The organism is Phenylobacterium sp. (assembly GCF_020402505.1).
Classification (GTDB): domain Bacteria; phylum Pseudomonadota; class Alphaproteobacteria; order Caulobacterales; family Caulobacteraceae; genus Phenylobacterium.
In genome coordinates this window covers 1-11,898 of sequence record NZ_JADBZL010000142.1, presented here as the reverse complement: position 1 = coordinate 11,898, position 11,898 = coordinate 1, and the positions used below count along the sequence as shown (strand labels likewise).

11 protein-coding genes and 1 pseudogene are annotated in these 11,898 nt (G+C 66.6%); 4 read left to right on the top strand and 8 right to left on the bottom strand.

Annotated elements, in window-relative coordinates; translation table 11 throughout:
* Together IM632_RS10290 and IM632_RS10285 are read left to right on the top strand one after the other, a co-directional pair.
* Positions 1-1,059 (top strand): annotated as a pseudogene (locus IM632_RS10290) (hypothetical protein); the annotation flags it as partial.
* Between the two features lie 31 nt (positions 1,060-1,090).
* Positions 1,091-1,609 (top strand): UGSC family (seleno)protein, encoded by a 519-nt coding sequence (locus IM632_RS10285; RefSeq protein ID WP_296479580.1) that lies wholly within the window; start codon positions 1,091-1,093, stop codon positions 1,607-1,609.
* Positions 1,610-1,948: 339 nt separating this feature from the next.
* Here IM632_RS10285 and IM632_RS10280 read toward each other — a convergent pair whose 3' ends face one another.
* The 5 genes from IM632_RS10280 to IM632_RS10260 form a co-directional block, all read right to left on the bottom strand.
* A complete protein-coding gene (locus IM632_RS10280) occupies positions 1,949-2,419 on the bottom strand; it encodes a GNAT family N-acetyltransferase (RefSeq protein WP_296479581.1) in 471 nt (156 codons plus the stop codon).
* Between the two features lie 434 nt (positions 2,420-2,853).
* Positions 2,854-3,483 carry a CoA pyrophosphatase gene (locus IM632_RS10275; protein WP_296479582.1) on the bottom strand — a complete coding sequence of 210 codons (630 nt, stop codon included), beginning with the start codon at positions 3,481-3,483 and terminating at the stop codon, positions 2,854-2,856.
* Positions 3,484-3,534: 51 nt separating this feature from the next.
* Entirely contained in the window at positions 3,535-4,848 is a 1,314-nt protein-coding gene (gene chrA, locus IM632_RS10270) for a chromate efflux transporter (RefSeq protein ID WP_296479583.1), read from the bottom strand.
* Positions 4,849-4,986: 138 nt separating this feature from the next.
* Complete coding sequence (locus IM632_RS10265) at positions 4,987-5,628, bottom strand: trimeric intracellular cation channel family protein (protein WP_296479584.1); 642 nt, start codon at positions 5,626-5,628, stop codon at positions 4,987-4,989.
* A 53-nt stretch (positions 5,629-5,681) separates the two neighbouring features.
* Entirely contained in the window at positions 5,682-6,287 is a 606-nt protein-coding gene (locus IM632_RS10260; protein WP_296479585.1) for a TetR/AcrR family transcriptional regulator, read from the bottom strand.
* A 69-nt stretch (positions 6,288-6,356) separates the two neighbouring features.
* On the opposite strand from IM632_RS10260, the gene IM632_RS10255 reads away from it, so the two are divergent.
* Positions 6,357-6,803 (top strand): DUF5360 family protein, encoded by a 447-nt coding sequence (locus IM632_RS10255; protein ID WP_296479586.1) that lies wholly within the window; start codon positions 6,357-6,359, stop codon positions 6,801-6,803.
* A 505-nt stretch (positions 6,804-7,308) separates the two neighbouring features.
* A complete protein-coding gene (locus tag IM632_RS10250) occupies positions 7,309-8,148 on the top strand; it encodes an SDR family NAD(P)-dependent oxidoreductase (protein ID WP_296479587.1) in 840 nt (279 codons plus the stop codon).
* Positions 8,149-8,201: 53 nt separating this feature from the next.
* Here the strand turns inward: IM632_RS10250 and IM632_RS10245 are convergent, their stop codons facing one another.
* The 3 genes from IM632_RS10245 to IM632_RS10235 all read right to left on the bottom strand — a co-directional run.
* Positions 8,202-8,582, bottom strand: coding sequence for a hypothetical protein (locus IM632_RS10245; RefSeq protein ID WP_293523908.1), 381 nt, complete (start codon positions 8,580-8,582; stop codon positions 8,202-8,204).
* Positions 8,583-8,639: 57 nt separating this feature from the next.
* Positions 8,640-9,641: a YafY family protein gene (locus IM632_RS10240; protein WP_296479588.1), complete on the bottom strand. Its 1,002-nt coding sequence runs from the start codon at positions 9,639-9,641 to the stop codon at positions 8,640-8,642.
* 135 nt (positions 9,642-9,776) lie between these two features.
* On the bottom strand, positions 9,777-11,898 hold a 2,122-nt coding region (locus IM632_RS10235), incomplete at its 5' end, for a carboxyl transferase domain-containing protein (RefSeq protein WP_296552305.1).

The following is an 11,898-nucleotide window of genomic DNA, read 5'->3' as shown; positions in this document are numbered from 1 at the left end:
CGCCGGATCGAGATCGCCGGGTCCGACGATATCGACGAGTTCATGTTCGACCAGGGCTTCAGCGACGGCCTTCCCCTGGTCCCGCCGACGCCTGAGCGTGTGATCCGCATGCTGTCGGGCACGACCCGCAACCCGCAGGACGTCGTCGCCATCGTGCCCCCCAACCTGGCGCCCGCTACGGTGGAGAAGGTCGCCATCAACGCCGTGATGGCCGGCTGCCGGCCGGAATACCTGCCGGTGGTCATAGCCGCCGTCGAGGCCGTCTGCACCGATGAGTTCAACATCCATGGGGTCAACGCCACCACCATGGGCGCCTCGCCCGTCCTCGTGGTGAACGGGCCGATCCGCCACCGGATCGGCATGAACATGAAGCTGGCCGCCCTGGGCGCGGGCAACCGGGCCAACGCCACCATCGGGCGGGCGGTGCGCCTTGTGATCCGCAACCTTGGCGGCGCGCGCCCCGGGGGTGTGGACCGCTCCACCCTGTCCAACCCCATGAAGTTCACCATGTGCTTCGCCGAGTGGGAGGAGGGATCGCCCTGGGAGCCCCTGCAAGTCGAGCGGGGTTTCCGCCCGGAGGACTCGGTGGTCACCGCCCTGGCCATGACCAGCGGTCCGGTCCAGATCGTCGACCAGGAATCCCGCCGGCCCGACCAGATCGCCGGGACCCTCGGCCTGGGCCTGGAAGGCATGTTCCTGCCCAAGATCCACAGGATGCCGGTGGACGCTCTGCTGGTGGTCTGCCCCGAGCATGTGAGGACCCTCACAGTGGATGGGCCGTACCCCAAGTCGAGGCTTCGCGACCGCATCCAGGAGGTGACCGCCCGTCCGCTCCGCGAGATGGTCTCCAACGAGGTCTCGGGCGCCGGCATCCCCGCCGCCTCCGCCGCCCGGATGACCCCGGAGATGCTGGCGACCCCGGCTCCCAAGTTCGCGGACGGGAAGTACATCCACATCGTTGTGGCCGGGTCGGAGGCGGGGAAGTTCTCGGCCGCCTTCCACGGCTGGGTGACCGGGGCCATGGGCTCAACGGTCGTTTCCAGGAAGATCGAGTGCTGATAGCCTCTGCTTCGGAAATGGGAGGAGTTTGATGACCACCATTCTGGACCCGACAGACGAGCGCGTGCCCGTCGCCCGCCAGATTACGCCCAGGACGGGCAAGATCGAGGGGGTGATCGGCCTTCTGGATATCAGCAAGCCCCGGGGCAACGTGCTCCTGGACGAGCTGGAGCGCCTGCTGGCCGAACGCTTCCCGGACAACGAGATCCGGCGCTACGCCAAGCCGACCTTCACCAAGCCCTGTCCCTCGGACCTGCGGCTGAAGATCAAGTCGGAATGCAGCGTCCTGGTGGAAGCCCTCGCCGATTGAGGATCATGCACGACGTGCAGTCTGCACGACACTGTGTGGTTCGAGATCCAGGGCCTTCCCGCCGTCTCCATCGCCTCCAGCGAGTTCGCCGAGGCCGCCGAGGTCCAGCGCAAGGCGCTGGGCATGGAGGAGGCGCGCTATCTCCTGGTCGACCATCCCATCCAGGATGCGACGGACGAGGAAATGCGTGAAAAGGCGCGCGCCGTCTTCGAAGCGGTCGTCGCGGCGATCACGACCTGATCCTCTCGTACTTTGGGGGAGCAATCGGCGCCGTAATTCCTCCCCCTCTTGAGGGGGAGGTGGACCGCGAACGCGGGCCGGAGCGGGGCTTCCGGGGGGGTTACGGTGACACTGTACGAAACCCCCTGCTGTGCGACTGAGTGCCGTCACCTGAAGGAGCTCTACCGATGGCCAGGCTGGCGCGCGTCGTTGTCCCCAGCCTGCCGCACAACAAGTCCCGATGCCTTGGGTGACGATCCATTACATACCGTGTCACCGTAACTCCCAAAGAGCTGCGCCTTGAGCCTTGGCTTGGGATTTTGACACCTGGCGCCTCCGACATTCAATTCACGCATCAGATTAAGTTGCCAGCTCCATGAGCAGGGCGTCATAGCTTACGCCGTCTAGGCGTCGATGGTCGCGCACCATGCCAAATTCGGTAAAGCCGAACCGCCGATAAAGCGCGATCGCAGCTGTGTTTGAGCTGAAGACGGATAGTTCAATCTTGCTCATTTGTGTGCGGGGCATGTGAGCTATGCAGGCCTCCAGCAAGCGGCTGCCAAGCCTCATTCCTCGATGAGAGGCGAGGAGTCCCATGCCAAGAATCCCCCGATGCGCGCACTCTGGAATGTCCACCGGCGTGACATCAGCCCAGCCGACGACGGCATCGCGATCCAGCACTACATAACTTGGCCAATCCTTCCTGATGTGGTTGCGCTGGAACGGGTTGTTGGGATCAAAGGGCGGGAGGGTTACTCTGCCAAGATAGATGCGCTCCGATGCAACGGCCTCGCATGTGGCACGCCACCCCAGGATCAGATCCTCACGCATCTGGGCTATTTCGACCATCCTGGAATTCTAGCTGTGCCATGTGCATCGAACAACCTGCCGGCAACCAAGCCTGCACCAGTGAGATTGCGCGTAGCGAGCGACACCGGCTCTTGTCATGGTCTCGATACCGCACTCAGGAGGCCTCTATGGTCGCTCCAGCAATTGCGCTCTTCTTTGGGCTCATGGTGATCGTCATTGCGATCCGCGCCAATGTTGTACTGCGCCAAGTGGACATGGTGCCGATGCAGTGGGGGTTACGGTGACACTGTACGAAACCCTGGTCCTGAGTTCCTTGACCCTAGGGAGCTCTACCGATGACCAGACTTGCGCGCGTTATTGTCCCGGGCCTGCCGCACAACAAGTCCCGATACCTTGAGCGATGATCTATTTCTCCCAATGTCACCGTAACTCCGGGTCCAGCTTGACAGTTCCCCCTAGCGCCAGGCGAAGACTGGCTGCTCCAGCTCCGTCACCCGTGTGACGCGGCCGGCGACCAGTTCCCTCAGCTGGTACACCACCGCCGCCGTCGGGGCGTGGATGTGATGCTCCTCGGAGATCCTCAGCCGGATCAGGGGGCGGTCGCTCTCGGGGATGGTCTCGAAGTCCACCGCGTCCGGGGCGGCGATGTAGTCCAGCCGGATCAGGTGGGTGGAGGCCACCTCCGCCGGGTTGGGTCGCAGGGCCGAGGCGTCCTCGAGCCAGGTCACCACGGGGGTGATCACATAGCCTGAGCGAGTGGGATAGTCGTCCAGCAGGCCGAGGATCTCGCTCTGCGGCAGGTCCAGCCCGACCTCTTCGGAAAGCTCCCTCAGGGCAGCCTCCTCGAGGGTCTCGCCCGGGTCCAGCCGCCCGCCGGGCAAGGCCCACTGGCCGGAGTGGGCCCGCAGGCTGGCTGCGCGGCGGGTCAGGACGAAGGCGGTCTGCCCCGAGCCATCGTCCGCCGCCGTCAGGGTCAGGGCCACCGCCGCCCTTTTCAGCTCTCCGCCCGAGTGGGCGATCCGCGGGAAGGACGCACAGGCCTCGGCCATGCGGTCGCGGAAGTCAGAAGTGAAGGCGTGGGACATGTCCACACCTTCCTAGGCCCTTCCCGGCCCGCATGTCACCCCCCGCCGCCGTCAGGTAAAGATCAGGAGCAGGAGGCCGCCGACGGCGCAGGACGCCAGGACCCTCAGGACGCCCCACTTCAGGCCGAAGACCAGCGCCAGGGCCACGATCGTGAGGATGGCCGCCCGGCCATCCAGGCTCTCCACGGAAGGGGTTGGAAGGCGCAGGGGGCCCGCCTGCAGGGTTCCGACCTGGGCGAACAGGACGTGCAGGGCGAACCAGAGGGAAAGGCTCGCGATCGCGCCGACGACGGAAGCGGTGAGGGCCGACAGGGCCCCCCGCAGGAAGGTCGACGCCTGCAGCCGCTCGATCCAGGGGGCGAAGGTGAAGATCCAGAGAAAGCACGGGGCGAAGGTCACCCAGGTGGTCAGGCCTGCCCCCAGGAGCCCCGCCACCAGCGGGGTGAAGGGTTCCGGCGCCCGGAAGGCCGCCAGGAAGCCCACGAACTGGGTCACCAGGATCAGGGGTCCGGGCGTCGTCTCGGCCAGCCCCAGGCCGTCCGCCATCTCCGGGGTGGAGAGCCAGCCGAACCCCTGCACCGCCTCCTGGGCCATGTAGGCCAGCACGGCGTAGGCGCCGCCGAAGGTCACCACAGCCAGCTGCGAGAAGAAGACGCCGATCTTCCAGAGCACATGGTCGGGACCGACAGCCAGGAAGACCGCCGCCAGGGGCGCCCCCCAGATCAGCCCCCAGACGAGAACGGTTCGGACGGACGCCGCCCAGGGCGAAGCGGTCCTGGCGCCGACATCGGCGGGCGGCGACACTCCCAGCCAGCCGGGGCGCACCCGCGCCACGAGCGCCCCCAGCACCGCCGCCATGCCCACAACCCAGGGAAAGGGCAGGTCCAGGGCGAAAAGCGCCAGGAAGGCCGCCCCTGCAAGCCCTTGCCGCAGGGGGGTATCCAGGGCGCGACCGCCGATCCGGATCAGGGCCTGCAGGACGATGGCCAGGACCGCCGCCTTCACCCCGAGGAACAGGGCCGCGAACCAGCTCGCCTCGGCCGCCATGACATAGGCCAGGCTCAGTGCCAGGATCACCAGGGCGCCCGGCAGGACGAAGAGCAGGCCCGCCGCCAGGCCGCCCCGCCAGCCATGGAGCTTCCAGCCGATCCAGGTGGCCAGCTGCTGGGCCTCCGGCCCGGGAAGCAGGTGGCAGAAGTTGAGGGCGTTCAGGAACTGGTCCTCGGTCAGCCAGCGCCGCTCCTCCACGATCTCGCGGTGCATAAGAGCGACCTGGCCGGCCGGCCCGCCAAAGCTGAGACATCCGATGCGGGCGAAGGCGCCGACGAGCTCGCGGAAAGCGGGGGGGTGCAGGGGATCCGACATCAATTCCTCACGCCTCCTCCTCCGCCGCAGGGCGGACGGGAAAGGCAACGCTTGGGCGGTGAGGCCTGTTCGGGAGGTTGCGAAGCCCCGGAGCCTGCAAGCTATCCTGGAGCCTCTTTGCGGACAAGGCCGCCGCCGTCAGCCCGGCTCCGTCGGCGGCAGCCTCCAGTCGAGCTGCAGGGCGAGGATGCGAAGGCCGGTGGTCAACAGGGCGCAAGCGGCGATCGCAACGCCTGCAGGAGCCTGGAGCAGGGTGGCGGCGGCGTAAGCCGCTCCGCCCGCCGCCGCACAGAGGGCGTAGGGGCGATGGTCGCGGAACAGGGCCGGGATCTCGTTGCAGATGAGGTCGCGCAGAACGCCCCCGAAGCTGCCGGTGATGACCCCCATGAGGATGGCCACCAGGGGCGGCTGGCCGGCCATCCAGGACAGGTGGACCCCCGTGGCGCTGAACAGGCCGAGCCCGACGGCGTCCGGGATCCGCAGCCACCGCTCGCCGGACTCCAGGCCCCTGCGCCCGACAAGGATGGCGCTGCCGGCGCTGAGGAGGAGGACCGCCAGCAGGACCCCCTGGTGCTCGACGAAGAAGAAGGGGCGCCGGTCGATCAGGAGATCCCTCAGCACCCCGCCGCCAAAGGCCGCCAGGAAGCCGCAGACGCAGATGCCGACCAGGTCCATCCTCTGGCGCAGGGCGCCCAGCACGCCCGAGAGGGCGCAGGCCAGCACGGCCATCGTCTCGAGGGCGAAGAGGGACTGCTGGCCAAGGGTGTGCAGGGTCGTCATGGGTACAGGCCTAAAGTCTCAGGCACCGGTTGGCGAGACCTGGCTTCGGCGTATCAGCCTTCGGCGTTCACAAGCTCATCCAACTGCGCCTTCAGCAGCCTCTCGGCGGACTGCCGCAGGGTCGCCGCACCTTCGCTGTGCAGACCCTTGCTGAGGGCGATCTGAAGCCCGAAGCCGTCTACGAGGCCGATCAAGGCGTCCACCCTCAGGGAGAGGTCAGCTCTGTCTCCCGCCATGTCGCGCACCAGGGACTGCAGGAGCGCGCGCCATTCCGCATAGCGCGCCAGATTCTCCTCGATCAGTTCGGGATGGCCGGCCGCCGCTCCCCAGAAGGCGAGCCAGACCCGCCATTCCGCCAGCCGTTCAGGATCAAGCGGGAGGGCTTCCATCAGCACCGCCCAGAGGCGGTCCCGCGGCGAAGCGCCTCGTCCCGCCGCCCGCAGCATACGAGCCCCGGTTGTCTGGTGAGCCCGTCGCAGCATCGCCACCAGCAGGGCGTCCCGGCCCTCGAAGTAATAGGTGATGGCGCCTGTCGTGCAGTCCGCCGCCCGGGCGAGGCGACGAAGGCTCGCCGCCTCTATGCCCTCCGCCGCCACCAGGGCGAGGCTGGCGTCGAGAAGTTCACCCTTCCGGGCGTCGTGGTCCACAAGTCTCGGCATGGATTGACACATAACATACGTGATGTGAAAAGGGAAAACGTAACGATCGATATGTGAAGGAGAAGTGCGGTGTCGGAAGTGCTGCTCAAGCGCGCGGGCCATGCCCCGATGAGCCGGACCCTCGCCTTGGGCATCGTGATCACCGATGTGGCGTTCTCCCTCTACTGGGTGCTCTCGGCCGCCTATCTCTTGGGGATCGTGCATGTTCCCGACGCCTATCTCTTCTCCGGGTATCATGATCGACACCTGGTCGCCTGGAACTGGTCGTTCCTCCCGCTGGATCTGGCGGCGACCGCCTTCGGCGCCTGGGCCATACTGGCCTCCCGGCGACAGGGCGAATGGCGAACCCTCGCCGCCGTTTCGCTGGCGCTCTGGTCGATGGCGGGCGGGATGGCCGTGGCGTACTGGACCTTGATGGGAGAGTTCGACCCCTCCTGGTTCCTTCCCAACCTTCTGGTCTTTGTCTGGCCGCTGTTCTTTCTGCCCAATCTGGTCCGTGCGCCGACCTCGTCCTGACGTTTTCGCTCTTGGGGACGGATATTTAGGTCTCTGTAGAATTCAAACATACTGAATATTCCTTAAATAGAAAGATCAAAGAACATGAGAAAAATAATAGTCATAACCTCTATAACCGCAGTTGTATTAATTGCTGAATGGCTATTGATTTTGGGTGGAATTCTGCCATTAGACGAACTAGAACCATCAAGAATTAAAGTTATCGGATATAGATCATGGTTTATGTCTTTCTCAGTACCTGATATGTGGATAGTCATTTGTTGTTTGCTGAGTTGTTATTATGCTTTGCATAATAGAATAAATGCAATAGTGTTTTCCATGATAGCGGGATCATCAATGATATTCCTCTCATTGGTCACCATCACATTTTATGCACAGAATTCAATGTTATTTGATTTAAATTACTACCAATTATTCGAGAATCTGGCTGTCGTCTGGCTTTTGATGTCTGGGGCTTGGTTAATTTATATTGGTATTAAACGATTTGGTAGTGTTCCTGTAGAGGGTGAGAATCAAAAGCAGGGGTCTCCTGGTCGAACCGTCGAGGGCGACAGTGCTTAAGGGCCGGAGAATTGCGGTCTTCGGCGCGACGGGCGGACTGGGCGCCGCGCTGGTGGCGGAGCTGATCCGCAGGGGCGCCGCCGTCGTCGCGGTTACCCGCCGGCCAGGCGGGACCCTCCTCGACGGCCCTCTCGCGGGAAAGGTGGCGATCGACCTCGAGAGCCCGGAGAGCATCGAAGAGGGGGTCGCGGCCCTGTCGGATCTGGACGCCGCCGTCTTCGTGACGGGGATCGATGTGCGCAAGCCTCTTACCGATCACTCCGAAGACGAGATCAGCCGTCTGCTGAGGATCAATCTTGAGGGACCGATCCTCGCGACGCGCCGTCTCATCGACCGGGTCCGGGACGGAGGTGTGATCGCCCATGTCGGCGGCTTTGCAGACGGCCGGCTGGCCCTGCCGTACTACACAGTGGATGTCGCCTCGCGCGCCGGCCTGGCGGCCTTCAGCGAGGCGATCACTCGGGAACTGAGATTGGAGGGCCGCGACATCGTGGTCAGCTATCTGTGCCCGGAACCGGCCGAGACCGACGCTGAGCGACCGTACCTTGACCTCTGGCGCTCCATGGGAACGTCAGTCGCCGCGCCGTCAATGGTCGCCCGGTTCATCGCCGACTCCCTTGAGACCCGGCCAGGGCTCCGGATGATGGGCGGGGCGTCCCGTCTCATCGCCTGGATCAACGCCCTGTCCCCTGGCGCGGCGGACGTGGTCGCACTCAATCGCATGGGCCGCCAGCTTCGAGGGGCGTTCGGCCGGCCGGCGGGGCGTTCTTCCGCAGGAGACTAGATCCCGCGGTGGCTCAGGTCCTGCCGGAAGTCCGGTCGCCGGGCGGAAGGGCGTCAACCTCCCCGGCCGGCTCGCAGTTCCGCCGCCACCGGACAACTCTTCTGGATCGCCGCCTGCTCCAGAGCGTCGTACTCGCCCTTCAGGCGAGAGAGTTCCTCCTTGCGGTCATTGCCGCCAGCCAAGAAGAAAAGGGCGGGCCAGAAGAGGACAAGGCCGACGCCCATGGCGATCGCGTCGCTGTTGGCCTGTTGCTTCTGGGCGCCGGCGACCTCCCGCACCCTGCCCGAGACCCGCATGAGCTCCGACCGGACCTGGTCGCAGTCATAGCCCGAATACTGGATCGGCGAGACATAGGCGGCCGAGATCCTGTCAGGCGACGACGCGCAGCCGGCGAGGATGGACGCGCAAAGCGCAGCGGTGACGATGGGTTTCATGTTGCCCTCCTGGCGCCTCCTCGGCGCCTACGGGCGTCACCCTAAGCGGCCCACACGTCAGGACGGGTCGTTTGGCGCGGCGGACTCCACGGACGGGAACCGCGCCAGTTCCTCCGACATCAGCGTCTTCAGGCGCTCGGGCCCCACGATCTCGATCTCGCCCCGCCAGGTGAACAGGTGCCAGCAGAGTTCCAGCAACCCGCCGACCCGCATCCGCAGAATGAGGCTCCCGTCGGCCTGGGTCTCGAAGGTCTGGCCGGGGTGGAAGAGGAAGGCCCGGGCCAGGTCCGCCGATCCCGGCCGTACGCGCAGCACAACGTCCTCTGCGGGCTCCTGGAAGACGCCGAACGACTGGTTGGCGAAGGCTTCCATCTCGAAACCCTCCGGAACCTGGGCGGCGCCGTCCAGCACCTCGACGTCCGCCATCCGGTCCAGGCGCCAGAGAACCGGCTCCGGCGCACCCTCGCGGCGTCCGACCAGGTAATAGACTGAGCCGAAAAGCAGGCCGCACGGATCGACGGTGCGCATCATCGCCTCGCCCTCGCCGCGTGCGGTGTAGGCGAAGCGAACCTGCTTCATGGCCAGCAGGGCCGCCCTCAGCCGCCGCAGGACCTCGGGGTTGCAGGCCGGGCGAGGCCCGGGCCGCAGGGCGATGCGCTCGGTCAGGGCCAGGGCCTCCACGTCCGCGGCGTAGCGGATCCTCAGGCCCGGCCGGATCCGGGATTCCACCTTCCCCGCCAGGCGGATCAGGTTTTCGGCTCGGTCGGGCAGGCCGGCCTGGCGGGAGGCTTCCGCCGCCAGGGCGAGGTCGGCCAGTTCCTCGACGGTCGGAGTCTCGAAGAAGGGGTCAAGGCCACCCGGGATTCGGAAGCGCTTGGCGCGCCCCTCGCGGATCTCCTCCATCTGGGGGAAGAGGTCGCGGACCGCGTCCCGCATCCGCTCGGCGGTCCGGCGATCCACGCCGAATTCTTCGGCGACCTCCTCCAGGCTGAGACCTTCTGCGGACCCCGCCAGGCGACGGGCGAGGTGAAGAAGGGCGGTGGCCTTGTCCAGGCGCATGCGGGGCTCCGGCGTCCGTGTCCGGAAGACCCTGTCCCGGCTGGGCGCGAAGGTTCAAGACCTGGCCGGCCCGGCGAGCGTGACATACGACCGGAACTGTCGTGAGACAGTCCTCCCTGTTCCACGGCAGATCCCCTACCAGGTGTCGATCCAGGCCCGCTTTTTTTCTGTGCGGGAAGGCTGGGGATTGGCCCTCAGCCCCATCGCCATCCACTTGCGGGAGTCGGCCGGATCGATGACGTCGTCCACCTCGAAGACCGTACCGGCGTTCACGGCGCGCGCCCAGTTGTAGGCCTCGGCCACCCATTTGTCGTAGAGGGCCCGGCGGGCCGGGATGTCCTCGATGGCCTGTAGTTCCGCCCGGCGTCCCAGCTTGATCTGGCCCTCCAGACCCATGCCGGCGAACTCGCCGGTGGGCCAGGCGACCGAGAAGAAGGTCTCGTCGAAGCTGCCCGCCGCCATGGCGATCGCGCCCAGGCCATACGCCTTGCGCAGGACGATGTTGAAGACCGGGACAGTGATGTTCGCGCCGGCCACGTACATGCGCGCGCAGTGGCGGATCAGGGCCGTCTTCTCCGCCTCCGGGCCGACCATGTTTCCGGGCGTGTCGATCAGGGACAGGATCGGGATGTCGAAGGCGTCGCAGAGCTGCAGGAACCGGCTGGCCTTGTCCGCCCCGACGCTCTCGATGGCCCCGCCCGAGGTCGAGTTGCAGTTGTTGGCGATGACCCCGACGGTCCGGCCCTCGATGCGGATCAGGGCGGTGATCATGGAGGTCGCCCAGCGCGGCCTCAGCTCCAGCATGGAGCCTGCGTCCGCCAGGGTCTCGATGACCTTGCGGATGTCGTACACCGCCCGCCGGTTCTCAGGGATGATGTGCCGCAGGGGGCGCTGGTCGTGCGCCGTCCAGTCGGACAGCGGACCCTGGAAGTAGGAGAGGTAGGCCTTGGCGAGGGCGACGGCCTCCGCCTCGTCTTCCGCCAGAAGGTCGATCACCCCATTGGGTTCCTGGATGCTCACCGGCCCGACCTCGTCGGGCGAGTAGGCCCCGAGGCCGCCGCCCTCGATCATGGCCGGCCCGCCGATCCCCATGGAGGAATCCTTCGTGGCGATGATGACGTCGCAGGCGCCCAGCAGGACCACATTGCCCGCGAAGCAGTAGCCGGCGTTGACGCCGACGATGGGAACCAGGCCCGATAGCTTGCCTAGCTCTCGCCAGGTCCGGGTCGACAGCCCGCCGAGGGAGGTCACGCCGGAGGATCCGATGGGCGGACCGGAGCCGCCGCCCGTCCGGCCGCCGCCGCCTTCGGAGAAGAGCACCACGGGAAGTTTGCTGTGCTGGGCCACGCGCAGCATGCGGTCGGTCTTCTGGTGGCTCTTGGTCCCCTGGGTGCCGGCCAGGACGGTGTAGTCGTAGGCCACCACGGCGCAACGCGACCGGTCGGGACCGAACCGGTCTCCGTTCACCTGCCCGACCCCGATGACCATGCCGTCGGCCGAGGTGCGCACCAGCCGCTCCTCCAGCACCTCGGGGGTGTCCGAGCGCATGCGACCAGAGGTGACCAGGGGGCCGTACTCGATGAAGGTGTCCGGGTCGCAGAGGTCGGCGACATTCTCGCGCGCCGTGCGCCGGTTGTGGGCCCGCCGCCGCTCGACCGCCTGTGGCCGCCCGGCGTCGCTGGCCAGGAAGTGCAGGCGCTGGACCTCGGCCAGGTCCGGACGGATCTCGTCCGGATCGGGCGCCCGGGCGCCGACATAGTCGCCCTCCACCTCGCCGGGCTCGACGAACAGGATCGGCGTGTCCTCGAAAACGGTGTCGCCGGCCTCCAGGGTCACTTCGCGGACAATCCCGGAGACGTCCGAGGCGATGACGTGCTCCATCTTCAGAGCCTCCATCACCGCCACGGGCTGTCCGGCTCGCACCGTGTCGCCGGGCGAGACCGCGAGGCTGAGGACCAGCCCCTGCAGGGGGGTCAGGACGGGCACGGTCCCGGCGGGGCCCTGGGCCGCCTCGCGGGGGGCCGCGGCCTCCGGCGCCGCCGCGACGCCGCCCTCGCCGGGCTTGACCGACAGGACCGCCAGGGGATCGACCAGGTCGATCTTCGCCCCGGCCTTGCGGACGGCCCCGCCGCCCGCCGGCTCGAAGTAGCGCGCCCGGTCCTCCTCGGTGGCGAGCAGGGTCTCCGCATGCTCCTCGACATAGCGGGTGTGCAGGGTCCCCGAGGGAAGCGCGTCGCTGGCCAACAGGGCCTGCAGG

What these genes read in the sequence shown, in the direction of transcription:
- IM632_RS10280 (WP_296479581.1), bottom strand. Translation starts at nt 2,419, where the DNA reads ATGCGTGAGGATCTGATCCTGGGGTGGCGTGCCACATGCGAGGCCGTT.
- IM632_RS10275 (WP_296479582.1), bottom strand. Translation starts at nt 3,483, where the DNA reads ATGTCCCACGCCTTCACTTCTGACTTCCGCGACCGCATGGCCGAGGCC.
- chrA (WP_296479583.1), bottom strand. Translation starts at nt 4,848, where the DNA reads ATGTCGGATCCCCTGCACCCCCCCGCTTTCCGCGAGCTCGTCGGCGCC.
- IM632_RS10265 (WP_296479584.1), bottom strand. Translation starts at nt 5,628, where the DNA reads ATGACGACCCTGCACACCCTTGGCCAGCAGTCCCTCTTCGCCCTCGAG.
- IM632_RS10260 (WP_296479585.1), bottom strand. Translation starts at nt 6,287, where the DNA reads ATGCCGAGACTTGTGGACCACGACGCCCGGAAGGGTGAACTTCTCGAC.
- IM632_RS10245 (WP_293523908.1), bottom strand. Translation starts at nt 8,582, where the DNA reads ATGAAACCCATCGTCACCGCTGCGCTTTGCGCGTCCATCCTCGCCGGC.
- IM632_RS10240 (WP_296479588.1), bottom strand. Translation starts at nt 9,641, where the DNA reads ATGCGCCTGGACAAGGCCACCGCCCTTCTTCACCTCGCCCGTCGCCTG.